The organism is Acanthopleuribacter pedis, assembly GCF_017377855.1.
Taxonomy (GTDB): domain Bacteria; phylum Acidobacteriota; class Holophagae; order Acanthopleuribacterales; family Acanthopleuribacteraceae; genus Acanthopleuribacter; species Acanthopleuribacter pedis.
Genome location: NZ_JAFREP010000005.1, coordinates 182736 through 209410 on the forward strand (window position 1 = coordinate 182736; position 26675 = coordinate 209410).

At 53.1% G+C, this 26675-nt stretch carries 17 protein-coding genes; 14 read left to right on the forward strand and 3 right to left on the reverse strand.

Annotated features, from left to right (window positions below):
• Positions 1-2 precede the first annotated feature (2 nt).
• From tig to J3U88_RS07380, 6 genes are all read left to right on the forward strand, one after another.
• Complete coding sequence (tig, locus tag J3U88_RS07355; protein ID WP_207857933.1) at positions 3-1412, forward strand: trigger factor; 1410 nt, start codon at positions 3-5, stop codon at positions 1410-1412.
• A gap of 69 nt (positions 1413-1481) precedes the next feature.
• Positions 1482-2075, forward strand: coding sequence for an ATP-dependent Clp endopeptidase proteolytic subunit ClpP (gene clpP / locus J3U88_RS07360; RefSeq protein ID WP_207857934.1), 594 nt, complete (start codon positions 1482-1484; stop codon positions 2073-2075).
• Between the two features lie 85 nt (positions 2076-2160).
• Positions 2161-3387: an ATP-dependent Clp protease ATP-binding subunit ClpX gene (gene clpX / locus J3U88_RS07365; protein ID WP_207857935.1), complete on the forward strand. Its 1227-nt coding sequence runs from the start codon at positions 2161-2163 to the stop codon at positions 3385-3387.
• A gap of 217 nt (positions 3388-3604) precedes the next feature.
• Positions 3605-4225, forward strand: a complete 621-nt coding sequence (yihA, locus tag J3U88_RS07370) for a ribosome biogenesis GTP-binding protein YihA/YsxC (protein ID WP_207857936.1) — start codon at positions 3605-3607, stop codon at positions 4223-4225.
• Positions 4222-5475 carry a transcription termination factor Rho gene (gene rho, locus J3U88_RS07375; protein WP_207857937.1) on the forward strand — a complete coding sequence of 418 codons (1254 nt, stop codon included), beginning with the start codon at positions 4222-4224 and terminating at the stop codon, positions 5473-5475. The genes yihA and rho overlap by 4 nt, the downstream gene beginning before the upstream one ends.
• A 1299-nt stretch (positions 5476-6774) precedes the next feature.
• Positions 6775-8211: a tyrosine-type recombinase/integrase gene (locus J3U88_RS07380; RefSeq protein ID WP_207857938.1), complete on the forward strand. Its 1437-nt coding sequence runs from the start codon at positions 6775-6777 to the stop codon at positions 8209-8211.
• Between the two features lie 258 nt (positions 8212-8469).
• Here J3U88_RS07380 and J3U88_RS07385 read toward each other — a convergent pair whose 3' ends face one another.
• Both J3U88_RS07385 and J3U88_RS07390 read right to left on the reverse strand, forming a co-directional pair.
• Positions 8470-8763, reverse strand: a complete 294-nt coding sequence (locus J3U88_RS07385) for a hypothetical protein (protein ID WP_207857939.1) — start codon at positions 8761-8763, stop codon at positions 8470-8472.
• Positions 8764-8778: 15 nt separating this feature from the next.
• Positions 8779-9594, reverse strand: coding sequence for a PP2C family protein-serine/threonine phosphatase (locus tag J3U88_RS07390; RefSeq protein ID WP_207857940.1), 816 nt, complete (start codon positions 9592-9594; stop codon positions 8779-8781).
• A gap of 698 nt (positions 9595-10292) precedes the next feature.
• Here J3U88_RS07390 and J3U88_RS07395 point away from each other — a divergent pair.
• Positions 10293-11207, forward strand: coding sequence for a tetratricopeptide repeat protein (locus J3U88_RS07395; RefSeq protein ID WP_207857942.1), 915 nt, complete (start codon positions 10293-10295; stop codon positions 11205-11207).
• 263 nt (positions 11208-11470) lie between these two features.
• Here the strand turns inward: J3U88_RS07395 and J3U88_RS07400 are convergent, their stop codons facing one another.
• Complete coding sequence (locus tag J3U88_RS07400; protein WP_207857943.1) at positions 11471-12676, reverse strand: hypothetical protein; 1206 nt, start codon at positions 12674-12676, stop codon at positions 11471-11473.
• A 730-nt stretch (positions 12677-13406) separates the two neighbouring features.
• Between J3U88_RS07400 and J3U88_RS07405 the strand changes: the two genes are divergently transcribed.
• The 7 genes from J3U88_RS07405 (at position 13407) to J3U88_RS07435 (ending at position 26359) form a co-directional block, all read left to right on the forward strand.
• Positions 13407-14258: a PP2C family protein-serine/threonine phosphatase gene (locus J3U88_RS07405; RefSeq protein WP_207857944.1), complete on the forward strand. Its 852-nt coding sequence runs from the start codon at positions 13407-13409 to the stop codon at positions 14256-14258.
• Positions 14259-14707: 449 nt separating this feature from the next.
• Positions 14708-17797, forward strand: a complete 3090-nt coding sequence (locus J3U88_RS07410; protein ID WP_207857945.1) for a hypothetical protein — start codon at positions 14708-14710, stop codon at positions 17795-17797.
• Positions 17794-18966 carry a hypothetical protein gene (locus tag J3U88_RS07415; RefSeq protein ID WP_207857946.1) on the forward strand — a complete coding sequence of 391 codons (1173 nt, stop codon included), beginning with the start codon at positions 17794-17796 and terminating at the stop codon, positions 18964-18966. Before J3U88_RS07410 ends, J3U88_RS07415 begins: the two co-directional genes overlap by 4 nt.
• A 4-nt stretch (positions 18967-18970) precedes the next feature.
• Positions 18971-24397, forward strand: coding sequence for a polymorphic toxin-type HINT domain-containing protein (locus J3U88_RS07420; protein ID WP_207857947.1), 5427 nt, complete (start codon positions 18971-18973; stop codon positions 24395-24397).
• Positions 24398-24401: 4 nt separating this feature from the next.
• The gene (locus J3U88_RS07425) at positions 24402-24863 is read left to right on the forward strand and encodes an Imm26 family immunity protein (protein WP_207857948.1); all 462 of its coding nucleotides are present in this window, start codon (positions 24402-24404) and stop codon (positions 24861-24863) included.
• A gap of 147 nt (positions 24864-25010) precedes the next feature.
• A complete protein-coding gene (locus J3U88_RS07430; protein WP_207857949.1) occupies positions 25011-25472 on the forward strand; it encodes an Imm26 family immunity protein in 462 nt (153 codons plus the stop codon).
• A 317-nt stretch (positions 25473-25789) separates the two neighbouring features.
• Positions 25790-26359, forward strand: a complete 570-nt coding sequence (locus tag J3U88_RS07435) for a hypothetical protein (RefSeq protein ID WP_207857951.1) — start codon at positions 25790-25792, stop codon at positions 26357-26359.
• Positions 26360-26675: the final 316 nt, after the last annotated feature.

Genomic DNA, 26675 nt, shown 5'->3' on the forward strand with positions numbered 1-26675 from the left:
TCATGCAAGTCACGATTACGGAAAAAAGCCCTATCATGAAAACGGCGGAAGTAACGCTGCCGTGGGATCAGGTGGCGCCGCACTTCACCAGTGCCCTTAACGAAGTCAAAAAGTACGCAAACCTGCCCGGTTTCCGCAAAGGGAAAGCCCCGGTTTTGATTTTGATCAAACGCTACCGTGCTGAGTTGATGTCCGCGATGGTTCAAAAGATCATTCCCGCGACCGTTGAAGAGGTGGCCCAAAGCGAAAATTTGAAGTTTGTCGGTCAACCCCACTTCGTTGACGCCGATTTCTCTTACAAAGAGAACTTGCAGTACACGGTCGGCCTGGAAGTCATGCCGGTTGTCGAAGTGAAAGAGGGTTGGCAGGGTGTTGAAGCGGAAAGCTTGAATATCAAAGTCGAAGACAAAGAAATCGAGGAAACCCTCGAAGAGATGATCAAAAGCGGTACCAAAACCGAGGAGATCACCGAGCGCGGCGCCGAGGACGGCGACGAGGTCACCGTTGCTTTGACCGCCATGACGGCTGAAGACAACGAGGTCGTTACCGATCTCGACAAATATGTGATCTACCTGGGCAAAGAGCACACCCACGCGGTTTTGGCCGAAATGGTTTCCGGCAAAAAAGCCGGTGACGAAGTCGAGCAGGAACACGAAGGTGCCGAGGACGAGGTCTTTAAAGAGTGGGCCGGGAAAAAAGTAAAGCTGATGGTGGATATTCAAAAAGTCAGCCGTCACATTAAACCCGAACTCAACGACGAATTCGCCAAGGAACGCGGTGCCGACGATTTGGCCGGTCTGCGTGCACAGTTGAAAGAGAACATGACCAAAGAGCGCGAGGGTTACGAGAAAAACCGTTTGGAAGGCACCGTCATCGCCAAAGTTTTGGAAGATTACGACTTCCAGGTACCACCCGCCGCCGTCATGCAAGAAGCCGAAATGATGGTTCGCCAAGAAATCATGCCCTACATGCAGTACTTGCAAGACTCTCCCCACGCCGAGCAAATGGTTCGCGGCATGATGGAGCGTTACATGCCGGGTGCCACTCAGAAGGTGCGTATGAACGCTTTCTTGGACGCGCTGGCCAAGCAACAAGGTATTGAGGCGAGTGAAGAAGACGTCAACACCGAACTGCAAGAGTACTTGGACGAGACCGACGACAAGCGCACCCTCGAAGAAGTTCGCGAAGAATTCAAGCAAAGCAAGGTCCTCGACACCATTCCCGAAATAATTTGTCGTCGTAAGGCGTTGGAGTCTGTGGTTGAAGCGGCTAAAATTACCAAAGTCGACGAGTTAACCAAGCCCGAGTCCGAGGAAGAAGCCGAGCATGTGCACGGTCCAGATTGCAATCATGATCACGACCATGACCATGCCGAAGAAACATCCGTTGCGGCGGAAGGCTCCGAAGCTTAAGATTCTTAGACGTCCGTCGGGTGGCGCCGCGGTGACCACCCCTAACACATCACATCAGGGAGTCCGTTCATGGCTTTAGTTCCAATTGTTGTTGAGCAAACCAGTCGTGGTGAGCGCAGTTACGACATCTATTCCCGCTTGCTGAAAGACGGCATCATTTTCATTGGTGAACAGGTGACCGATCATTTGGCCAACTTGGTTGTATCCCAGCTTTTGTTTTTGGAAGCGGAAGACCCAGAGCGCGATACCTCTATTTACATCAACTCCCCGGGCGGCAGCATTACCGCCGGTATGGCGATTTACGACACCATGCAACTGGTGCGACAGGATGTATCGACCATCTGCATCGGCCAAGCGGCCAGCATGGGCGCCTTCTTGTTGTCCGGCGGTGTCAAAGGCAAACGCTACATTTTGCCCAATGCCCGTGTTTTGATTCACCAGCCGCTCGGCGGCGCGCAAGGTCAGGCCAGTGACATTGAGATTCAGGCCAAAGAGATCCTGCGTATGAAAGAATCACTGAACAAAATGTTGGCGGAAAATACCGGCCAAACGCTAAAGAAGATTCAAAAAGATTCCGACCGCGACTTCATCATGGGTGCCCAAGAAGCGGTTGAGTACGGCATTGTCGACGAGGTTATTTCTGCAAGAGACTTAAAGTCTTGAGACCAACCAATCGATAAAACCGTTACCTGATAATGAGGCGATCGTTCGCCGTTAACGCTAGCCAGCAAATGGGGTGTGAGAGTTTATGCCAGCATCGAGAGATTTAAAGTGTTCTTTCTGTAACAAAAGCCAGCGGGAAGTCAAAAAACTGATTGCGGGCCCGGATGTCTATATCTGTGACGAATGTGTCGCCGTCTGTTATGACATCGCGCAGGAAGACCAAATCTATGAGGCGCCTCGGCAGCCGCAACTTTACACCCCGGCTGAGTTGAAGACGTTTTTAGACGACTATGTGTTGGGCCAGGACCAGGCCAAACGCAAGCTCGCGGTTTCGGTGTACTTGCACTACAAGCGCATTGCCGCACCGAAACCCAAAAAAGACGATGTGGAACTCGAGAAAAGCAACATCCTGATGATCGGCAACACCGGTACGGGGAAAACCTTGCTGGCGCGGACCTTGGCCCGCATTCTCGAAGTGCCTTTTGCGATCGTCGACGCCACCACCTTGACCGAGGCCGGTTATGTGGGTGAGGACGTTGAGAACATTCTGCTTCGTCTGCTGCAAGCTGCCGATTACGACATCGAAAAAGCCCAGCGCGGCATTATTTACATCGATGAAATCGACAAAATTTCGCGCAAAAGCGAGAATCCCAGCATCACCCGCGACGTGAGTGGCGAAGGGGTTCAGCAGGCGCTGCTTAAAATTCTTGAAGGCACGGTGGCCAATGTTCCGCCCCAAGGCGGGCGCAAGCACCCCCATCAAGAGTTTTACCAGTTGGATACCGGCAACATTTTGTTCGTTGCCGGTGGTGCTTTTGTCGGTCTCGACAAAATCATCGAAAAACGTTTGGGCAAGAGCACGCTTGGTTTTAACGCCAAGCAGGTTGTCAAAACATGGGACGAGCAGAGCGTGCTCGCGCAGGTTGAGCCCGAGGATTTGATCAAGTTTGGTTTGATCCCCGAGTTCGTCGGCCGGATTCCGGTTATTGCGCAGCTTGACCCGCTGCTCGAAGAAGATTTGGCGCGCATTCTCACCGAACCCAAAAACGCCCTGATCAAGCAGTACGTCAAGATGTTTGAGATGGAAGGCGTTGAACTGAAGTTCAACAAAGACGCCATTGCTTTGATTGCCCGCCAGGCGATTGAGCGAAAGTTGGGTGCGCGTGGCTTGCGACTGATCATGGAAGATTTAATGCTGGATTACCTGTTTGAGTTGCCCAGCATGACCTCCACCAAAGAGTTGACGGTGACCGCGGAAATGATCCGCAGCAAGAAGCTGAAGTTCTCGATTATCGAGGACATTGCCGGCTAAACCCGAGACTCAAATGAACCATTAACCCAACGAGGCGGCTCCCCGCCTCGTTGTTGCTTTTGCGAGGGTGCGAGCCTTGGCAAGTCCCGTTTTTGCGACGCGGGGCGGGGCTTAAATGCGCCTTGCAGGTTGTCATCTTTTCCTGTAAGCTAGCTGTTAAATTCACCCTTTGTCAAAAAATTTATCATTCTTTGCTGCTCAAGGCATTTGAGGAACGATGCAAGTACGTTCTGCTGTTTTCGTTACATCAGCGGCTGATTCCAGCGGCTTTTTGAAACGCCCGATACCCCATTTTGTGTTCGCGGGTCGATCCAACGTGGGCAAATCGAGCTTGCTCAACAGTCTGCTCAACCGAAAGAAGTTAGCGAAAACCTCGCAAACTCCAGGAAAGACGCGACTTGTTAACTATTTCCTCATCAATGATCAATTTTTTTTCGTGGATATTCCCGGCTATGGCTACGCGAAAGTCAGCAAACAGGAACAAGAAAAATGGGGCTCACTCATTGAGGATTACCTCACGGAGACGCCCTTTATCGGCGTCATCTTCCTTTTGTTGGATATTCGCCATGATCCTTCCGTGCATGACCGACAAATGATCGACTGGTTACGGGCGACGGGTTTTCCATTCCGGATCATCCTGACAAAGGCAGACAAGCTTTCTCGCAACAAGGGGTTACAACAGCAGCGGAATCTCGCCAAGCAATTGGGAATGAGCAACACCGATCTGATTGTAACCAGTTCCCAGAATGGGAACGGCATGCGCGATGTCTGGACCTTTCTCAACCAGGCTTTTGAGGAAACCAAAAGCCGGATTAACCAGCAAAAGGATGCGTCATGAATATTTCCGATCTTAAAGAAATGAGCATTGAGCAACTGGTTGGTCAAGCAAAGAAGCTGAAACTCCAGGGCATCGCCGGCCTGCGTAAGCAAGAGTTGATTTTTAAACTTTTGCAAGCCCAGACGGAAAAAAGCGGCTTGATGTTCAGTGAAGGGGTTTTGGAAATTTTGCCGGAAGGGTACGGCTTCTTGCGCGCCCCCGATTATAATTACCTGCCCGGGCCGGACGACGTTTATGTCTCGCCCTCTCAAATTCGCAAGTTCAATTTACAGACGGGCGACACGGTCAGCGGCCAAATTCGTTCGCCTAAGGAAGGGGAGAAGTTTTTCGCGTTGCTCAAGATTGAGGCGATCAACTTCGACATACCCGAAAAGACCCACGAAAAGATTTTGTTCGACAACCTGGTCCCCTTGTATCCCGACAAACGGATCACGCTTGAGATGGAGCCGGACAACCTTTCCGGCCGTGTCATGGACTTGATGACCCCGCTCGGTAAAGGCCAGCGTGGTTTGATTGTGGCGCCGCCCCGTACCGGTAAAACCATGTTGCTACAGAGTATTGCCAACTCGATAACGCGCAACCATCCCGAGGTTTATTTAATTGTTCTATTGATCGATGAACGCCCGGAAGAAGTCACCGACATGGAGCGTGGTGTTGACGGCGAGGTGATCAGTTCGACCTTTGACGAACCGGCCAACCGCCACGTGCAAGTGGCCGAGATGGTGATTGAAAAAGCCAAACGTTTGGTGGAATACAAAAAAGACGTGGTCATTTTGCTCGATTCCATTACGCGTCTGGCGCGTGCCTACAACACCATTGTCCCGCCGAGTGGCAAAGTATTGAGTGGTGGTGTTGATTCCAACGCCTTGCAACGGCCCAAACGGTTTTTTGGTGCCGCGCGCAACATTGAGGGCGGGGGCAGTTTGACCATCATCGCCACCGCGCTGGTTGAGACCGGTAGCCGCATGGACGACGTCATTTTTGAAGAATTCAAAGGGACCGGCAACATGGAGGTCATCCTCGACCGCAAGTTGTCCGACCGTCGCGTGTTCCCCGCCATCGACATTTCCCGTTCCGGTACGCGCAAGGAGGAGCTGTTGCTTTCCAAGCTAGAGCTCAACCGCCTGTGGGTACTGCGCAAGGTACTCAATCCGCTATCTGCAACCGAGGCGATGGAACTCCTGTGCGAGCGTTTGGCCCGCACCAAATCCAACTCCGCCTTCCTGGAAAACCTCGCCAAAGGCGGATAGCCCCTTGGGGTGGACGCCCTTATGGTGTGATCGCGTGTTTTCGGGTAGAGGTACGGCCCCGGGTGAACGGGTTTGATTCAACCTACAACCCGGCTTGGGTATGGGTTTGAGCGATACCCGACCCGGCACGAGGGGGATTAACCCGGAACACGACCCGGTATGGACGGGGGATTGACCCGGAACACAACCCGGTGGGGCGTGGGGTTAACCCGGAACACAACCCGGTGTGGGCTTGGGATTAACCCGGGACATAACCCGGTGTAGGGGCTTGGGATTGACCCGGGACATAACCCGGTGTAGGGGCTTGGGATTAACCCGGGACATAACCCGATGTAGGGGCTTGGGATTGACCCGGGACATAACCCGGTGTAGGGGCTTGGGATTAACCCGGGACATAACCCGGTGTAGGGGCTTGGGATTAACCCGGAACACGACCCGGTGTGGGCGTGGGGTTGACCCGGGACATAACCCGGTGGGGCGTGGGATTGACCCGGAACACGACCCGGTGTGGGTGTGGGGTTGACCCGGGACATAACCCGGTGGGGCGTGGGGTTGACCCGGAACACGACCCTGTGTGGGCGTGGGGTTGACCCGGAACACAACCCGGCATGGACGGGGGGATTGACCCGGAACACAACCCGGTGTGGGGGCTTGGGATTAACCCGGGACATAACCCGGTGTGGGGGCTTGGGATTAACCCGGGACATAACCCGGTGTGGGCGTGGGGTTGACCCGGAACATAACCCGGTGTGGGCGTGGGATTGACCCGGAACACGACCCGGTGTGGGCGTGGGGTTGACCCGGAACATAACCCGGTGTGGGCGTGGGATTGACCCGGAACACGACCCGGTGTGGGTGTGGGGTTGACCCGGGACATAACCCGGTGGGGCGTGGGGTTGACCCGGAACACGACCCTGTGTGGGCGTGGGATTGACCCGGAACACAACCCGGTGTGGGCGTGGGGTTGACCCGGAACATAACCCGGTGTGGGCGTGGGATTGACCCGGAACATAACCGGGTGTGGGTGTGGGGTTGACCCGGAACACGACCCGGTATGGACGGGGGATTGACCCGGCGCGCCCCAACGGGGGCCGCTCAGCTCTTTCGCTCGGTAACTCTACAATCTCCCTGGGTGCTAATAAGCGTCTTGTTTGCAATGTTTTGTGTATTGTAAACAGCATGGCGGGTGACGATTTGATCTCTTCCTGACTTGTGGTTTAGATTGGATTTGTCGACAAATTGTCGCCGAGAGAAAAGCGCTTTTCTCCTTCCTACTGCCAAATTTGAAGGAGAAACCCCATGGCAAAAACTGTTCGATTCAATAAAACCCTTCTCACTGGACTGGTCCGCGACCAGCAATCATGCATCGTTAAAGACCGCGAAGTCGCCGGACTTAAATTCACCGTTGGCAAGAAACGGTCGTGCTTCGTTTTTGAAAAACGGATCTCTGGGAGCAAAGGCTCTCCGATCAAGATCACCATTGGGGCCTTCCCAGCCATTTCTATAGAGCTGGCTCGGCAACAGGCTCGAGCTTATGCCAGCCTCTGTGAAAGGGGTATTGACCCCAGAGAACAGAAGACCCCTGGCCAGGATGAGCAGGAACACTGTGATATCCGACTGAAGACACTCGTCGCCAAGTTTTTTGAACTCAAGAGCGACCTGAGTCATCGCACCCTGCGCAAGTACCACTACACCGTGAATTACCACTTTCCCCCTGAATGGATGGACCTTGAAGTGACGGCTATAACTCCAGAGGCACTGGTGGAGCAATTCCATGAAGCCCGTAAAACAGCTCGTGATGGGTGCTTTACCTTTCTTAAAGTCTTCAGCAACATCTGGAATACATGCGCCCCCTACTGCAAGGGGCCAAACGATGAATGGTTGTTGCACACCAACCCTGTGTCGAATGCACGGAATATGCTCAAACACATTAAACACGATCCACCGCGACGCCAGTTCGTCCCTTCATCCTATTTAGGAAAATTCGTGGTCACAGTGGAAAACTGGGCAGAAAACAAGATTATTGGAACCCCTACCACCGCACTCTCACAGCGGTATTGTCATTTGGTTCTCCTCTGTTTGTTTACTGGTATGCGTGGGATCGAAGCACGAAGCCTGCGTTGGAAGTATATTGACCTGGAACAGGGGCTCATTTGCCTTCCGGGTACAGCAGATGATGTTGCCGCTCAATTCACTGGCGTAAAAAACAAACAGAACCACTTGATTCCCCTCTCCACCTACCCCTGGGAGCTGCTTCGTCAGCTGCATCGTCAGCGAGAGTCCATCAGCCCATATGTGTTTCCTTCGATTTTGTCAGTCAACAAGCCTATTTCTGATCATGGTCGATGCTCCAAACAATTGAGCTTCCTGGTCGGAATTGATTTCGGCCTCCACGCATGTCGCCGGACCTTCGCCTCTGTAGCCGACGATGTGGGTCTGGATTATCTCAAAGTGAAACGCTCCCTCAACCACAGCTTCGAAGGTGGGGTCACTGGTGGGTATATTAATCCTGGCTTCAACCCTGATCGTCGAAGAACTCATTTTCAGAAAATCTGTGACTACATCTTGCGCTGCAAATCCGAGTACCTAGGGCACATTAAAGCCTCTCATCAAGAGATCGACGAACAGAAGGTGCTTCAGGAGCTGGAATGTTATGCGCTGGAACTCGGTTTATCTCGTGCGAGAGTTCAAGAGTTACTGTTCTCTGGGCTACAACAGGTTCAACGAGGAGCCTAAAAAGAGCAGCCAACCGCCAGAGGAGTATGGAATGCTGGTGAATTCCGAAGTACGGTTGGCTGCGTAGAGAAAAAGACCAGATTCGAGTTCATTGTCTTGGAATTTGTGTCTGATGATGGATTCGCGGAAAGGCAGACCTTCCCTGGGTGAACAAAAAGAAGCGTGAAGGGTGAGCTGGGCTAAAAAAAACCGCCAGCCCCGTGGCGATTTCAGGTCAGGGCACCCGATTACGAAAGTGGTACTGGCCACCTACTCAGCTCAGGCCTTTTGGTGGCGTTCCAGGGAGCGTCGCATCGCTTCTTTCCAACGACGACCGACCCAGCCAGCCGTTGCAGGTTGGCCTGGAAGAAAAACGACACCATCCCCTGATTTTGGGAATTTATGTCGTGTGGAAAACTGTGCTAAATTCACGCGAATGCGATAGCGCAGCCTCTCCATGTCTTCCAGGCCGAAGCGTTCGAGTAATCCCCGTTCAAGAGCGAATCGAAAGATCTTCGCGGGGGTAAACAGTTCGTTATCTGGTAACTCGAGAACGATGGAAGCGTACTTCATGAAACCTTCTTACCGTTACAACTGGATGACCACAGCGGTGGCATTATCGGAAGCCTTGGCATCCTTGGCTTTCATCATGAACTGCTCCGCTTGACGTTCCGGCATTCGCGTCGCATCGGCCAGGATGGCACATACCTGAATCGGTCCGAGCGTTTCGTATAACCCATCGGAGCAGATCAAAAATGTGTCCCCGGGAGCACAGGGTTCACAACCTTGCTCGGGAAGGAGTCCATCCATTCCAACATGCTGCGTGAGCCGATGGCCAAACTGAGCAAGCTGATCCCTGCTATCGGGATGGCCACTTGCTCGGATCAGTTCGCGGTAATTTTGGTCCCTGGTGAGGAGTGTTATCTGACCGCCTCTTAACCGGTAAATCCGGGTATCACCTACATGAATCCAATGGAACGCATGCCGGTAAAACACGCCGCCACTAAAGGTAGACCCCATACCCGCGTACGCCACATTACATTCGATGTGCCGGAGCACTTCTTCATTCGCTTGGGCGAGGGCTCGGGCGAGAATACATCGCATCAGCGGTTCATTGCCGGTGTTCGGGCGTTGACCCCACTCTCGTGGCCATGACCAGTTTCGCGCGTGAGCATGCAGCATCCATTTCGCGAAATGCTCCACGGTTGTTTTTGCCGCGAACTCACCATGTGCATGCCCGCCCATGCCGTCAGCGACGGCAAAGACACGGGGTTCAGAAAGGCAAAGTGCGACATCTTCATTCTTCTGTCGGTTTCCAACGAACGAGGCCCAACCGGCATGAAGCGTAAGTTCGGGTGGGGTCCAGGCCTTGGTTTTCGGGAGTAAGCGGTGAAATGGGGTCATAAACTAAAGTTCTCGATCATTGAAGTGTGGGGTCCATGGTCAGTCCGGTTCAAAACGGCTATTTCGTAGGAGGTGGAATAACCAGAATCAGACCGACCACGGGTAAAGCGCGCTTTATGGCACTCAGGCCTCCAGACAGGGCACAGGCTTCGTTCCCCTCCGGTGTGGTTACTTTGCGCCAAGTACTTTGCTAACGAGCTGAAACACACCTGTTCCGGGAATTTGCTTCAGCGCAATTACTAACAAACACTTGTGCGCACCGCATCGGGCGTAACAATGAAAATTTAAATACATATTCACCAAATACAAAAGAACAGCATGTCGGTCTTGAGTAACTCTCTGAATCTTTGCATCTTGTGTCGCAAAGGTCATGAATACGGTGTTCGAAGCGCAGGCCATGAAAAAGACCGTTTCACAAAAACACCCGGAAAAACCGGAGACATGGTATGATCTCACGAAAAATTACGTTCCGGCACAAATGAGAGGGGTTTTGTATTGGGGAGCCGGACGGATTTTTTTTATGCGCCTTCGCCACTTTAGCGTTTCGACAGCGGCAAGCGCATGGCTATCAATAATTTACTGAATACCTGGGGTTTCCGTCTCAAAGAGTGTTGTCCTCGTGGCCCAAATGGGCTGACCGGTACAGAGGGTGTACCGAATTCGGCAACGTGAAGCTTCAGGGATGAAAGGCAACGCAGATGAAATTACGACGGGTTTTATTGGTCCTCTGCCCTTTCTTTGTTTGGAACAACGTTTTTGCACAACCGGAATTTGAGTTACATGAGCCACGCCCGTACACCACGGGAATGAACATTGCTCGGCAATATGGACCGGAAAAAGCATTCGAGTATTTTGATGACTGCCATGAACAGACCAATAATGACATGTGCTTTTATGGTCTCGCCTATACCTGGCAAATGATGGGCGAAAATCAAAAGGCGCTGGAAATGGTAAAGCTTTTGCTCGCCAACCCGAATCTCCCAGACAAGTTCGCTGGGCATTGCTGGGCGCTTAATGGGGCGGCTCTCATCAATATGCACAAGTTTGAGGAAGCACATGAATCTTTGAAAAAGGCGCTCGTACTGTACCAAAAAGCCAAGCACCCCCGGAATCAGTTCAGGGTATTGGTGCAGTTAGGACATGGCAAGCTCAGATCAGGAGACCTAGAAGCAGCGGATTCCTACTTTGAGCGTGCCGCCTTTATTGCCATTTCAGAGGATGTTGGGCGTGGCCAGCTCTATACCATGATGTCAATATCAGCGTATACTCAAGGGAAAACCGAGATGGCCAGGACCTTTGCCGAACTCGCTTTTCCTGAATATGAACGCATCGGAAACCGGAGAGGCATGGTAGACGCCAAAGCCTACATTGGGTTCTATCTTCACGAATTGAATTGGAATGAGGAAGCCAAAAAGACCCTCAAAGAAGCCCATGACCTGGCCGAAATCTTCAAAACCGGCCCGATCACCTGGACCGTACTAGTGACCGCCTACATCAATAAATGTGAAACCCCAGAAAAAACCCAGGAACTTATCGATACCAGACTCAAGGACGAAACGGATATCTTCTTACGTCGATTCACCGAACTCATAAAATCCAAGAAGTGCCCCTGATGGGCGAAAAGGAGCGTATCAATGACCTCTATTTCAGGCAGCAACCCATTGTTGCCCAACTCCTCGCAAATATTCCGGTCACCCCAAACCGGAACCCAACCAGCTGCGCCCCAGAGCAGCGAGTCTTCACCGGCAGATGGAGACACTGTCAGCTTTAGTACAGAAAGCCTCGCTCTTTCGCGGCAGACGGAATCTTCATCCCCAGCCGGGAAGGACGGTACTATTCCTGGTAGTCACCCCGATCCACCAGAAGATGAGGATGCCTAAGGCTCTGGAATAAAGACGCTTTCCAGGGTATCAGGCGTGACGATAACAGAATGAGCCGGGCCGTGATAGTGGTGAGCCAGTACTTCTTGGGCCACCTCCAGGTCAAGCTGAGCGTAGAGTGCCATAACCATTTGATCAGCACGGACTTGGTCGACATAGCTCATCTTTGGGGATGGCAGAAACATCCGACCCACACCAAACGCCAGTACAAGGAATGCGGCTGAAACCAGGAGCATGGACCCGAACCTGCTTTTTGGAGCAGACGGGGCGGAAGGCGCCTGGGGTTGTGCTTCCTCCAGAGAGCCGGGCAACAACAGGAGTTTTCCGGAAGCATGGGAGTCGGTGCGTTTTTGTGGTGGACGCACCGGAACAACTTCTGTGCCCTCTTGAATCACCGGCAGGAATCGATTTGCTTCAGGTGGCAAGCCCCGTTGGAGCAGGTACCGGTCATAAGTAAAGCCGGTATGGGGCTGAGGCGACACTGGTATCGCTGAATCATCCACCGTGTGGCCTCGTCGTTTTTGCGCGGAGTGACTGAGTTCAGAAACATCTCTTTGGATCATGGCAGGAAGGGAACCAGCAGCCCTCAATCGATCAACGAGCGCCTTTTTGAGCAGGTCCGGCGCTGTGGTGGCCGGGATGAGCGGAGGGGTTCCCAGCGCCCATTCGAGCATGGCGTTAAACGCGCCTGTGGGAATGATGGTGAACCAATCTCGTTTTTGGAAGGGCGCATCAAACGCGAAGTTCTCCTTATGAGCGTGAAGCATTCGGGTAACCAGCCCAAATTCTTCAGCAGAAACCCCGAATGAACCGAACTGATCCGGTTGATGGAGCGGTGTGAACACCACCGTTGCGAGAGATAGTAACCCGATACGGAGTAAGCGTTCACCTAATGCGATCTTAAAAATCACCCCGGAAAAGGCGTCATAGGGGCGCCCGTTCCGAGCGACGACCGTTCGTACGTGAATACAATCCCCTAATGGGCCATACTCGCGGCGCATTTGATTTCGGTAGGCAGACTCCGTTTGCCCTGGTCGGCGTTTATAGCCATTGAAGGAATTATTTTTGGCCAGGTTCGCTAAGCTCCTTCGTTGCCGTTGAACTCGCTCAGGTAAACCAACGCGAGCCGCTTGAATAAAGGTATACTCTCTTCGATTCTGAAGCTGCAAAATGATGTAAATCAGTTGTGGGTTGTGTTTCATAAAGCGAACCAGTGGTACTGGAAATAGTGAGTGAATCAACTGAGCGTACCATAAGATGATGGGAGCGTCTGCGGGGGAACGTCGGTCTTGAGAGGAAAAGTTAGTCTCGGGATGGAAGACCTCGGAAAATTGAGCACTGCGCCGTGTGAGAACACCCGGTCCTGGTGTTGAGCTCAAGAGCGTCTTGGCGGGAAGGTTTTTGCTGTAACCTGCTTAATATAAACAAGAACATGAGGATTTCATCTCGGCGGTCTTGACATGTTTTTGCAAGACCGACTTATCGTTTCGAAGAGCGGGTGTCTTGATGTGGTCGCGTGTTCGGACTGAACAAAGCGGACCCGAAAACCCCGCATAAAAAAGAACAGGACCGCATTGGGCGTAGTGCTTCACTCATCTGATCGCAAGGAAAATCCATCTGGATTTTCTGCGAACTAAAGCGAAAAAATCAGGCACTGTACCCGGTCCTGAAATACTTGATGAAGACCTACTTGTGCGACTTGGGGTGAGGAAAAAAATCCGGTACAACAGGGGCATTGCGAATTTGTAGCGTAGCGAGTCCATAGATAGACCTCGATAGCATTTTGGGCCGAAAGATTCTGGGGAGGATCTTTCGGCCACTTTTTTTCGTTTCAGTCACGTGGTATGTACCGTGTTATCGAAGTTGTTTTTTTATATTTCCGGCCTGATTGTCTGGCACAAATTGCCACTACCCCTCTCAAGAGAACCGCACATGAACCATGACCCCTCATCCTGGCCATTTTTTCTGCCCACTGAGCACGCGGACGAAATACACATCGTCATTGCGGGAGACGGTGAAACCTCACAGAAGCATGAGCAGACTCAGGACGGTGCCGGGTATCGGTACGATTCGGGATACATCCTCGTGGCAAACGAGGCCTACAGATCACCTCACAGCGGTTTTACCAGCTACCTCACCTTGCAACGTGCCTCCGAACTCTTAGACCTTACCCGGTCTGGAGGACGGCGAATCTGGCCGGAGATCTGGAGACCGAGACCGGAAAATGGACCGGAGGAAATGCTCAGAGGCATGTTACAGCGCACCTTCGAGAGAGTTCATGAGACGGTGATCAAGTTTCGTGCGTACTCGGAAAATTACGCTGGCACAGAAACCTCCTTGCTGGGGGCGATCATCGAAGGGAACACCCTGGTATTCGGGTACCTGGGCGATATCAGGCTCTATCATCTGCGAGAACACCAACTGCGGTGTTTGACCCAAGACCACAGCCTGGCCATGGGTGGCCTCGCCAGCGGAGAGATTGAGCCTGAAGACTACGAGTGCCACCCCAATCGCGAAACACTCGTCAAGTACCTCGGTGGCAACGAGCGGTACCGACCGACACAAGGCCAGATCCGACTGCGCGCTGGCGACCGCGTTTTAATCTGTACAAAAGGTCTTTACAGCGCGCTCAACGAAGAAGACCTTCGACATGGGCTTGAGTCTCCTCAAATCCCGGCGGAAGAACGAGCCCGCCATCTCGTAAGACTGGCCAAAGGCACAGGCAGCCAAAACACCATGGCGGCCGTGACACTCGAAATCACCGCTGTCTCGGGAAAAGTGTGAGGCGATTTTCAGGGCGGGCTGAGTGACAAAAAGCTGATATTTTTTCAGCGGTTTTGGTGGCGTTCTGCGCTTTAGGACTTGAGCCTCTACGACAAGAAGGTTCTGGCCCTGTTCGCGATCTCTCATCCCAGAACACATCGACCTGATCGGACTACCACCCTCGACAATCCCGAGGATGGTGAGATCCGTGTAGGAAAACCGTGTATGCTTCTCAAATTTTGTACCGACGTCCTTGTCCTTATATGGTTCCCGATCCGTCTCTGGACGGTGAATTTCACCACCTGAAAAACCTCTATTCCTGCTGAGCAAGACTCCCCAAATACGCTGAGCAGGAACGCGGGAATACTCCAACTGCGGCGTGTATGGCACACATACATGTCGCAGTGGTATTCCGGTACGCCCTGGTCCTTACTTTTTATACTCGCACTCGCCCTACAATAGGAGCTCTTATGTCGCACAATTTCGCGGCACGGCATCACCATGCCTGGTGGTACGCCGTGGTCTACGTCCTTTTGCCGTTCCTTGGATACGGTTTTTTTCAGGGGCTTCCCCTTACTGCCCAAGAACCCGAATATCGAGTGGTTACCATTGGAACCCTCGGGAATGAACCAACCGGGATACACGCCTTCAATGAACAAATCGCGCTGACCCCGCTACCGTATTTTGTCACCAACGATCCCCAGGAAGCCCAGCCTGTAGCGGTAGATACGTCACCCGATGGCGCTACCATTGCCGTGGTTACTCAGGACCAGCACCGCTTCCTCCTCCTCGACGCCGGTACCCTGACCCGACAGCGTCGCTTGACCTTAACCGGCCCAGGAATGGACGTCCTGTTCCATCCCACCGGAACCGAAGTGTACGCCCTCAGCGAAGCCCCTTGGGGAAAACCGGCACAGGTGCTGGTCTCCCATCTGCACGACCAGCAATGGCGGTACCTGAACCTTCCGGCCATGACCCAACCGCGAGAACTGATGATCACACCGGATGGAACCTCGCTGATCGTGCGAGGCACACGGCAACTGTGTTTCATTGATTTGACCAACGACCATATGAACCTGGTGGATTTTGCCACCACCTCACGGGACTGGGGCTTTTCTCCTGACGGTCGCTTCCTCTACATCAGTAACTACGGAAGCGCCCACATGCCAGGGAGCACGGTGGAAAAAATTGATCTGGCCTCACAAACGGTGATTACTCAAATCCCGGTGCGCCAGAACCCCGGAGCCCTTTCTTTCTCCCCTGACGGCCGCTTCCTGGCCGTAGCAACCTTTGATACTTACCCCACCCGGAAAACGGGACTCGTGGAATACATCGATACCGAAACCGATACCGTGCTCAGTCGCCCCTATCAAGTGGGAAGCTCTATTGAAACACTCCACTGGTTACCTGACGGCCGATTGGTCATCGCGCATGCTGATTCCTTTGGGTATGCCCGCTTACGTCTGGGTGAACTCTCCGGGGCGCCCTACTTCTTTGTCGATGAACGCGTGACCGTTGCGGCCAATCCCACCCGGGGAGACCTGGAACAAATCGTACAGGATGAGACCGGAGCCATCCTCTATTTCCGGTTTCGTGATGCCGTGATCGCCTACAACACCCGGACGAATGCACCGGCATTGCGGTACCCATTAGACCAGATCACCACGGGAATGGCCCTGAAATCGGATGGTGAGCAGCTCTTCCTGACCACGGTCTCTGAAGATGACATGGCATTTAACCGCGTCGTTGCATTTCCTACGGGCATATTCACTGGGATTGAGCAGCATACAATGCCGTACCCACACCACACGGGCCATGTCGGCACAGACACGGAAACGTTCCTCTTTGCCGAAGCCAGGAAACGCTTTTGGTCTGTCGCACCCGAAGCGCTCTGCCAGATAGACGAGCAAGTGACCAGCAGTGTCCTTTTGGAGGTCTATCACGCGGAAGGTATGCAGACGATCATCGGCCGGGACAGCAGCCGACTGAGTTTCTTTGAGAGCAGTACCGGGCAGAAACTCCGCGATATCACCCTGGGACGGTCACCCGATACGATGAGGGTAACCTCGGACGAGCAGTTTGTGCTCGTCACCAATCGGTTGTCCAATACAGTCACCCTGGTTGATATCCCCGGTCAGCAATTGGTCGCTCATATCCCCGTTGGTTCCTCCCCACGCAAAATGGCGACCACCAATACCCATGCCTTTGTGTTGAACGAATCAAGTCGCAGCATGAGTATCATCGATATCCATCAGGCAGCGGTCGTGGGAACCCTGCCCTTGACCTACCGGCCCTCTCAAATCGAAATCACCCCGAACGGAGAGACCGCGCTGGTCTTGCACAGTTCTGACCGTCAAGTAAGCGTCGTGGACCTCATCACCATGCAGGTGACGCAACAATTCCCGGTCCCATCCTCCGTCACGATCTTTCGCCTGAGCCCCAGGGGAGATCGGCTTGCTCTTGGCTCCACTCGTGGACGCGAACTGCAACTCCATTCACTGAATCCTGGGACCGGGCAATGGACTCAGGACAAGAGGCAGCGCTATTCCGTTGGTCCCTACAGCGCGTTTTTCACCCCGGAAGGTGAACGGCTCTATGTCGGGATCAGTTTTGGTCGCTCTGGCGAAGGTGAACTCCGAATGTACGATGGGCGAGACCTCACCCCATTGGGCGTCATGCCCACCGTGGATTTCCTCAAGTACATGTCTTTTCAGGAGGTATCACAGACCAATGGCAGGTCATTGCCGATTGCTGATCCGGTCCTGAAAGATCACCTCGTTTCGCTCTATGACCTCGACTGCGATGGTGAGATTTCCCAAGCGGAAGGTGAACACATCACCGAAATCTCGTTTCCCCATAGCCCTGACCACCCTGATCGCATCCAGACCCTTGACGGGTTGGACGCGCTTCCTCGTCTCCGCGTTATTGATCTGCCCAATCAGGCCATTACCCAATGGACCACACTTCCAGCTCATCTCCAAGAACTCAACCTCGCGGGAAACGAGATCACTCATGCTCAAAGCTTTCCTGAAGGGCTCCGGCTTCTCGATCTTTCGCGAAATCCCCTGGTTCATCTCCCAGAGTTTCCCTCTACTTTGGTCGCGGCCATGGTGCAACACACCCAACTTTCGAGCGTACCGGCAATCCCCGCCGCACTCCGAATCTTGGCATTGGATGGCACCACGGAAATCACCCTTCCTTCCAGCAGTCTGGAGCAACTGTGGTGGCTGGGGTTATCAGAACACGACCTCTCCGACTTGCCACCGGAACTGCACTTGCCGGAACTCCGGTACCTTGATCTGGTCAATAACCGGTTTGCCCACATACCAGACGTAGCGCGGTTTCCGAAGCTGATATACCTCGACCTCACGCAAAACCCATTGGCCCCATCAGTATGTGATCAGCTTGCTGAACTGGCTGATTCCCGACCGGTACTCGATATCGCTATCGGGAATGTGACCGGCGGCAAGGTGGAATGTCCGGCTGCTAAACGAAGCGCCCGCCATCCGCACGTACAGACGTTGCTGACACAGATTCGTTCCAATGGGGGTGCTCAATGAGATCGGTGTTTTTCTTTCTGTTGTTGGGATTCGTATTCCCGGCGTATTCTGCGCAAATCTATTTACGCCCAAAACCCAACCTTCCCGGCCACGATGCGCAGAATGGTCAGGTACGGATGCATGACCTCACGGGCACCGGTGAATTCTGGGTCCAAGTTATGGTCGCCGAATTCACGGAGCCGATTTCCGCCGCTCAGATCGCCGTTGAATATCCGGCCCATTGGATTCGCGTAGAAGGACCGGCACCGCTACGAAGAGGAGATGAGGTTCCTTCTGAGCACGTGGTGTTTTTGCCCAGCACACCGGACGGGATGTATCAGCCCGATCTCGTAGACAACGGGGAGGGGCAGTGGCGCGCTCTGATGGTCATCGGTGATTTCCAGAGTCATCTTCAACCCACGACTGAGCCCCAAGTGCTCTTTGAAATGCGATTTACAGCGGTAGGCGTGACCGTGCCGGAATGCGCTTCTGCCCGAGGCGAGATCGTTATCCGTCCCCCTTCCATGGACCCATTACACGGGAGCATGGTGCTCAACCACCGTGCAGAACCCCTGTCCCTTGATCTCAGCAGGAACCAGCCCGTCACGCTCGTGCAAGAGAACACGTTGCAGAAAGGCAACTTGACCCGGTATCTGCCAGGCGGCGTTGATGACCTGATCGACTACGATGACCTGGCCGTGCTGTATCGATGCTTGGCCACCAGCCAGCGTGGATGCGGACTCTCCGGTATTACCGAGCAGCAGTACCGGCAACTTACCGACCTGGACTGTAGCGGTGGCGACCCTGACCATACCGACCTTCGTGTGCTCCTTGAGGTCATCGAACGCCGTGCCATGAAGCGTGAAAAAAGATCGGATGCCCAGGTGTTGGTCCCGGAAAACGGGATGTTCCAATTGGTAATCGCCCCGGCGTCAGGTGGCCTGGTGATCCATTTGCCCGACCAGGAAGAAAATAGCCTTGGCTTTGTCGTTGCGGCAAAAAACAGCCCCCATTGGGACACCGTGGTGGTGAAGGAACACCGGCGTTCTCCGCTCCTGCTCCTGCTGCCAAAACCAGGGAACCCTCTTGAGTCGACGCTCCTTACCTGGCCAGCGCTCACGAACCAGGTTCTCCCCATCACGCTCACCACCCTTCGCCCGGCGCTACTCGCCGCATCACCCCAGGAGTAAGACCATGCGTGTATCCCTTATTTTGGCGTTCCTGATGGCGCTTTGCCTCCCGGCTCACGCTTCCAAAAAAGAGCCACAGCTTCCGCATTCTTCCCCATCCATCGCCGCGTTCTCCGTGTTTGATCCGGCTCAACGGAAAGCCCCCGATGGGGTGGAAACCAACCTCGACCGGCCGGAATTTGATCGTTCTCGGGCGTTTGACGGGGTTACGCCCAATGCCAGCATCGATCTCTACAGTGGTGCTTTGGTTATACAAGCTCAGGATCTGGTGCTTCCGGGCGCCTATGGCGTTGATTTTGAGGTCAATCGCGACTTCAACGGCAAAGTGTATGTTCCCCGCGCGGATACCCAGCAGGTACGTGCTCCTGATTCCTGGGTCGGTGTGGGCTGGTCTCTCAACTGGGGGGTGTTGACCATTTCCGAACCGATGGTCGTGTTCCAGCTCTCTGGATATCCGATCCAACGTATGTACCTGGCTACTGACGGAACCGGGACCGATCCGGCAGGGAACCAAACCCATGATTACCGGTTCCGATCACCGATTAGTGGGAACCTGGTTCAGCCCTATATGTCCAAAAACTTCTGGCGCGCATGGCCTGAACCAAATCCGGCCGGAACTGATCCCATCTGGTACGTTCAGGATACCGCCGGAAAACTGTTTCAGGTCGAACGGGTAGACCATGCCATCGGGACCTATGCCACCACCCGCATCTGGCATCCCAAATCACCTGACACCGATCTTCGATTCCAATATGAACCGGCCGCTATCCGCATCACCCATGTCCCGGCGCGAGAGAGTCGCACCCAAATCATGGTCTCGCTGGAAAACAGCGCACTCCAAAGTATCCGTGTCGGAGGTCGCACGCTTTCTTACGGTGTTTCTCGTTGCGGTGGGAACCCGAAAGACCCGGAACAACGCAATTGCTTGACCCATTTTACCAACGGGGAAAACGAACGAACCGAATACCAGTACGGCACCCGTGCCGGAAATCGGTATGCGGAACTCGACCGCATCACCACACCCATGGGCGCCGTGTACACCTACGAGTATGACGACGAAACCTATTACCACTTCTTGTCCCCCACCGGTCAATACAACACCCGGGTGGTCAGGAGCTACCAGCGTGGCGACCAGGTATGGGAATACGAATACCGCCATCCCCAGGTAGATCGCTTCGATGAGGATCACCAGTTTTACGTTGCCACGGACACCCACTTGCTCTCCACGGTGACCGGCCCGGAAAATACCCGTCGGCAGTACTCGTTCTTCACCTATAGCGGTGCCATCCACGATGACGTGACCTTAACCACGTGGGCTCATGATGCCGGTCGGTTAGATCGCTTTGCTGACTACCACCAGGAGTACTGGAACCTCGAACGGATCACGGGAGCCCGGTACACCCTTTCGGCCGGTCTCAACGAAAACGGGCTCATTCCATCTCTGTATTTTACTCATGAGGCCAACCCGGAAGACGGAAAACGTCCCCACATGTTTCTCTCGGGTCGCACCGAAAGCGGGTTCCATCCCGACGAGCAATTGCCAGGGCAAAACAGCGAGGCGGGCAACCCCTTCGTGCTGCAACACACCATCGCTCAGTTCGAAGAACGCGGTGAGACTGAGCTGCCTCATGGCGGCAGTCTGTCCTGGGTCGTAGATCCGTATGCACGGCCCAAGGAAATCATTGCCGCACACTACAACGCCAAGGCTCCTGATCGGAAACATGTTACCCGCCGGGAACGTATCTACACGCTCAGTGATACGCAAAAAACCCATAACCAGGTGTTCCTGATAGAACAAGAGCATCTCTTTCATAACGGGCCAAGCACTGGCGAGAGCACCGTGATTTTGCCGAAGGCACCGGAGGCAAATACCCCGGCAACGGTGCTCACCCGGCAGTATAACGACTACGGAGACCAGACCCGGAGCAATACTCGGGATGTGGTCACTGAGCAAGAGCACACGGTGTTCATCGAACCGGCCTACGTCGACTCCCGGGTGGTCGTTCGGGAACCGTATCGGGACGATATCCGCATCACTTCTCAGGCCGGGTTACCACGACAGGTGGAGGTATTTCAGAACGGCCTCTGGATCACCTTGCGTTCGGCAGAGTACGACATTTTTGGGAACATGGTCTCCTACACCAATAGCTTGAATCAGGTGTTCAGCTTCGAGTATGACCACGCGGATCGTGTTCGCTTCGAACGCTCACCCCTGATGCAGCCAACTCAAACCCAGTACACCCTCCACAACGGGGGCCTGGTGCGTTGGCAAATCGGGACTGATGGTCCCTGGGAAGAGATTTCCTTTGATGTCTATGGCCGTAAAGTCGATCATCGCCGGAGCGAAATACCTCAGGCCCAATTTGTGTATCGCTACGATGCCTTGGACCGCTTGGTGGAACTTACTCATCCCAATGGTGGGAGAGAATCCTGGCAATACGATGCGATTGGCCGGGTGACCGTCCTCACCCGTGAACGCGATGACCGGGAAGAAGTGCAGCACTGGCAGTTCCTGTCCGGGATCGGGGTACTTCATACCGATGGCCAGGGCAATGCCACCTTCACTCAAGACGATGGAGGAGGATATCCCTCCTCATTTGTCGATCAAACCGGCGCGACCACCGATATCGAAACGGACGCCTTTGGTCGGGTGATCCGTGTTTCTCACGGTACGGCCACACGAACGCGGACATACAGCGGGTTGGGACGATTACTGGAGGAGTTTCACCCGGAGACGGGGCTCAGAAAGTTCGAATACAACAGCATTGGTGACCTCGTGGCGGCACGGTTCTTTGCTGACCTGACCACCCCAACCCCTCATAAAGTGCAGCGGTTTGAGTACGACCAGCGCGGTCGTATTACCTACCAACATCCCGACTCGCTCGCTCCGACCGAGCCCTTTATCCGCTTTGAATACAACACGGAAAACCTGGTTTCGATGCATTCGAATCTGGCCGACCTGGTCTTTGATTATGACGGGGCCAACCGATTAGAGGCACGGCACTTTTCGGTGCGACAATCACCCCAGGTGCTCACCACGCGATATGGGTATTCTGAGGAAGGGAGCCTGGAATGGACGCTCTATCCTTCGGGTTCTCGATTAACCCATTCGTTTGACCAAAACCGCCACCTGAATGGGGTTTCGGTAGCGACTGAGTTCGGAACAAGTACTCTCGTGGAAGACATGAGCTATGCGCCTGGGCTCGGTCAGTATCCCAATCCCGTACCGGCAAGCTGGTCGCTAGGCAACGACACACAAGAGGTGCGTTTCTTCGGCCCTTACGGTCGTCCCTACGCGGAAGAAGTACGCCGACTCGATCTGGGCGGGCAACGACTGCTGCGTAAGGAACGCACCTTCGATGTCCTTGGCCGCGTTACCCGGCAGGATTCCTTCTCCGGGAACGAAATGCAGCCCGGCCAGGTAGTGCAGTATCGGTACGATCCCCTTTCTCGACTCCTTCGCGCGGATTACTGGGATCACAACGCGGATACCCATCGCTTTGATGATTTTTTCTACGACCAGGATAATAACCTCCTGGCCTATGGGGGCAATGGGGAAGACCCCCCGATGCAGTACCCTGTCTCTGCAGATTTGAATGAAGACGGTGAGATCAGTGTTCGTGACCTTCATGGGTTCCAGTTCGGGGATGCGCGTGACCAGGACGTGGCCTTCGCTCGTGACCTCGACGGTGATGGCCAGGTAACGATACTCGATGCCGCCAAACAGGGCACCAACGTCGCTCCTTTCGTGACCCCGGAAGATCCAATTCCGAATCGATTGGTCGGCTGGACATTTTCCCCGGAGGGCAATGTCACCCGGACTCCTGATGGGAATCGATACACCTACAATGCCTGGGACCAGTTGATTGGTTTTGGGGACACCCATCACATCGGTTACGGTCCCGAAGGTCAGCGTATCCTCGAGTGGCGTGATGGGGATTCAGAAAAGAAGTTCACCTTGTTCAATGAAGCCGGTGATCCCATCGCCGAGTACCGGCTCACAGGGAATACGCTCACCCTGTTAAAGGAGACCTATTATTTCGGGGGGAAACCCGTCGCAACCGAAATATATGAACCGGAAGGGGGTCAATGTTCAGAACGCGTTTGGTTCCATTCGGATTATCTGGGCTCGCCAACGGACTATACGGACGACTCGGGGGTAATCACCGGTTCACAGAGATTCGCCGCGTTCGGTCAAAAATGGTCACAGGACATGGCCTGTGTCCCGACTAGCCGGGGGTTTACGGGCCACCAGGATCTCGATCATCGTGATTTAACCTGGATGAAAGCGCGTAGTTACTCCAATCGGTACGGCCGTTTTCTCCAGCCAGATCCGCTCACGATTACGCCTGAACGCCTCGTGAACCCTGGTCAATTGAACCTCTACACTTATGTCAATAACAGTCCCACCCTCGCGGTAGACCCCGAGGGGGAATGGGCCTGGCATGTCGCCGGTGCAGTGATTGGCGCTGGGGCTGATTTAACGGCCCAGTTGATTGTCAATGGCGGTGATTTGGAAAAGGTCTCCTGGAAAAGCGTGGCGATGGGTGGTGTGTCCGGGGCGATGGGCGGTGGTGCCCTGAAGGCGGCCGGAAAGCTCACGGGATCGGCGTTAAAGGCCGGATTCGAACGTTTCGCGATCCAGACGGGCCATGATGTGATCGAACATGCGCTCAATGGATCGGGATCGGCTGCTGGATCGGCGGCCCCCTGTTTTCCGGCAGGAACCCTGATCCTGTCCCGGCAAGGACATGTCCCAATTGAATCCATCGCTGTTGGCGATTGGGTTTGGAGTCGGCATGACCAGACCGGAGAGGAATCGTGGCAACAGGTTGACCGCCTGTTTCTCAAAGAGGCTGACGGGGTGCATGCCCTTCGGTTTTTAGGCTCCGATGGGATCGTGATTCACCTCGATGCCACTGCTGAGCACCCATTTTGGGGGGAATCGGAAGCATGGGTATCTGCTGATCAGTTGACACCTGGTGATCGGATCTGGTCGCGTTCTGGGTGGATCACCGTTCAAGAAAACCGGTACGTCCCCGGCCACTTGCCCGTGTACAACTTCGAAGTTCGCGATACCCATACCTATTTTGTTGGACAGGATGGGGTTTGGGCTCATAATTCATGTGCCAAAGTGAAGGCCTCTCCGAAAGGTGGTACCTATACGCTGCGTGACCCCAGAACGGGCGAAGTCAGGCGCACAGGCCAAACAAATAACTTGAAAAGACGAGAGAAAGAACATGGTCGAGGTAATGAAACAAAGGATTTAGTTTTTAAGGTTGATAAAACAAGCGATGACAAAGCTGCTCGCCGAGGTCGTGAGCAGATTATTTACGACAAGCACCCAGAAGCCGATTTGAATAAAAGACGTCCTATTAGCCCCAAAAATCCAAGAAAAAAAGAATATATGGAAAAAGGACAGGAGTTATAAGCGTATGCCAAGAAAAAAACTCAACTACCAGGAAGGAACTTGCTTTTTTGTTCCACTCGAAAATGGAGAATATGGCAGAGGAATTGTCGCTCGTCTCAGGGGAGATGGAGTTGTATTTGGCTACTTCTTTGGACCAGCCTTAAGAAAACCGGAAGGCGATTTCAAAGGCTTGCTAGCGAAGGATGCAGCTTTGGTAGGCAAATTCGGTGATCCTGGACTGCTGGAAAAAACGTGGCCTATCCAGGGCCAGCTTCCTGATTGGAACCGTGCGAAGTGGCCCCTTCCACCTTTATACCGAGAAGATGATGACGAGAGTAAGGTCATTATTTCCCATTATGATGACCTCAATATGGAGTTCCTGTACGAGGAAAAGTGTCCCGTGGAAAACGCCAAGGAGCTCCCTGAAGATGCATTGTTTGGGTATGTGGCGGCTGAAATCCGCCTCGCAATGCTTCTGACCTCCTGAGGCTATTTTCTTAACAAGACTCATTAATTATAGGGTTCCTCGATAAAGATGTTTGAAATCGGGGAATCCTTTTTCGTTGTTCAGGTTTAATTTTTTTACCATTGAGAACCATTCAAAACAGAAAGTAGAGACAGGAGTTAAAAGCTCATGCCCAAAAAGAAACTGAATTACCAGGAAGGAACTTGTTTTTTTGTTCCATTAGAAAATGGTGGCTTTGCCAGAGGGATTGTCGCCCGCCTTGATGGTGGTGGAGGGGTATTTGGCTACTTCTATGGGCCAGTATTGCCAAAGCCTGAGGGGCACTTTGATGATCTTCGCCCGGAGAATGCAATTTTGAGAGGTCAGTTTGGAGATCCCGGACTACTGGAAAAGAGCTGGCCAATATTTGGTCAACTCCCTACTTGGGAACGATCTCAATGGCCGCTTCCCCCTCTTTACCGAGAAGATGATGACAAAACCATAGTTTTTATCTCCTATTACGACGACAAGAATATGGCTTTTCTGTATGAAGAAAAATGTCCCATAGAAGAGGCAAAAGATCTTCCTGAAGATATCCTTATGGGGTATGTGGCCGCTGAAATACGCCTCACAATGCTTTTGACCTCGTAAGCATGTTTGGCCATTTCCTTTATAGGATTTGGTGATGGCTGGGTTTCTCGGTATGGATTCCATTCCCACCGGGGAATCCTATTTTGTTCTCCACTTGAAAAGTTCTCGGTATTCACAGCTACTTTGCTGGAGATGAAGGTATTTGTGCTCATGGTTCATGTCTTGTTGTTTGCGGAGGACCAAAACGCTTTCCGAAAGCTGACCCAAATGCTCGGTACAAAATAGGCCCGCGTGGAGTCCGCGCTTGAAGACCTCAATAACAAGAAGAATGTTCCCATTGGCTTTGTGCCGTATGATAAGACGAAAGGAGCCCAGTAATGCCTTCACTGAGTATTGAATTTCATGCTGAGCCACAAGAACTGAAAGAGTTTATTCGGGATGTGGCGTTGGATCAGAATTTAGTCCTTGTTTTGCCCCGGTTTCAGCCCTTTTCAATAAACATTCTAAATCCTGAAACCTTCCATGATCACCCCCTTGGGAATGGTGTTAAGGATTTAAACAGGTTTTTTTTGAGCAGAGGCATGCCCGACAGAGACGCATCTTCTCAAATGGAGTTCTTAGACAAAAACCCGGCATTGATTATTTTCGATATTGGTAGCTATACGTCTCAAGAGCTATACGGATCATGGTTTTCAATTAAAACCGAAGATACCGAAATGCTGGAAACTGCTAAAACAATATCCAGAGGGTTAAAGAAAATAACAAAAGCTGGAGCAGGGTACAAAACATCGAGCTCTGACGTGGGCTATGATCGCAATCATCGCCACACACAAAAGGCCCGAGACTTGTATGCACAGGGGGTCAAAATGCTTCCGGTCGCTGGAGCAATTGAGTACCTGTTTGATGTGCCTAAACCAGAACGGAAGACGAAACAGCCGGTCCAATAGACTGGTTCAATAGTGAGGGATTCCTCGGGATTGCAATCCGGAGAATCCGCCGAACTCGTCACGGAAAACTAACCCCGTGGCGGGTTTCTTGGCGTTCAGCTTTCAACTATGATTGGATGTAGTGAATATGAGGACCCTCGATTAAGTACATTTGTTATCGTGGAAACCTTTTGTTTCGTTTCTAAAGCAATTTTCCTGAGAGGAATTAATAATTTAACAGTAGCTCTTGGTAAATGAAGGTCAATAGGTGTGGAGTTTATTTCTGAAATTCCCTTCGAGAAGGAAGACGTTCAGCCTTTCTTATGCTACAGTGGAA

Bases quoted from the DNA above. Each gene is read 5' to 3' on its own strand.
- tig (WP_207857933.1), top strand. From the start codon at position 3: ATGCAAGTCACGATTACGGAAAAAAGCCCTATCATGAAAACGGCGGAA.
- clpP (WP_207857934.1), top strand. From the start codon at position 1,482: ATGGCTTTAGTTCCAATTGTTGTTGAGCAAACCAGTCGTGGTGAGCGC.
- clpX (WP_207857935.1), top strand. From the start codon at position 2,161: ATGCCAGCATCGAGAGATTTAAAGTGTTCTTTCTGTAACAAAAGCCAG.
- yihA (WP_207857936.1), top strand. From the start codon at position 3,605: ATGCAAGTACGTTCTGCTGTTTTCGTTACATCAGCGGCTGATTCCAGC.
- rho (WP_207857937.1), top strand. From the start codon at position 4,222: ATGAATATTTCCGATCTTAAAGAAATGAGCATTGAGCAACTGGTTGGT.
- J3U88_RS07380 (WP_207857938.1), top strand. From the start codon at position 6,775: ATGGCAAAAACTGTTCGATTCAATAAAACCCTTCTCACTGGACTGGTC.
- J3U88_RS07385 (WP_207857939.1), bottom strand. From the start codon at position 8,763: ATGAAGTACGCTTCCATCGTTCTCGAGTTACCAGATAACGAACTGTTT.
- J3U88_RS07390 (WP_207857940.1), bottom strand. From the start codon at position 9,594: ATGACCCCATTTCACCGCTTACTCCCGAAAACCAAGGCCTGGACCCCA.
- J3U88_RS07395 (WP_207857942.1), top strand. From the start codon at position 10,293: ATGAAATTACGACGGGTTTTATTGGTCCTCTGCCCTTTCTTTGTTTGG.
- J3U88_RS07400 (WP_207857943.1), bottom strand. From the start codon at position 12,676: ATGAAACACAACCCACAACTGATTTACATCATTTTGCAGCTTCAGAAT.
- J3U88_RS07405 (WP_207857944.1), top strand. From the start codon at position 13,407: ATGAACCATGACCCCTCATCCTGGCCATTTTTTCTGCCCACTGAGCAC.
- J3U88_RS07410 (WP_207857945.1), top strand. From the start codon at position 14,708: ATGTCGCACAATTTCGCGGCACGGCATCACCATGCCTGGTGGTACGCC.
- J3U88_RS07415 (WP_207857946.1), top strand. From the start codon at position 17,794: ATGAGATCGGTGTTTTTCTTTCTGTTGTTGGGATTCGTATTCCCGGCG.
- J3U88_RS07420 (WP_207857947.1), top strand. From the start codon at position 18,971: ATGCGTGTATCCCTTATTTTGGCGTTCCTGATGGCGCTTTGCCTCCCG.
- J3U88_RS07425 (WP_207857948.1), top strand. From the start codon at position 24,402: ATGCCAAGAAAAAAACTCAACTACCAGGAAGGAACTTGCTTTTTTGTT.
- J3U88_RS07430 (WP_207857949.1), top strand. From the start codon at position 25,011: ATGCCCAAAAAGAAACTGAATTACCAGGAAGGAACTTGTTTTTTTGTT.
- J3U88_RS07435 (WP_207857951.1), top strand. From the start codon at position 25,790: ATGCCTTCACTGAGTATTGAATTTCATGCTGAGCCACAAGAACTGAAA.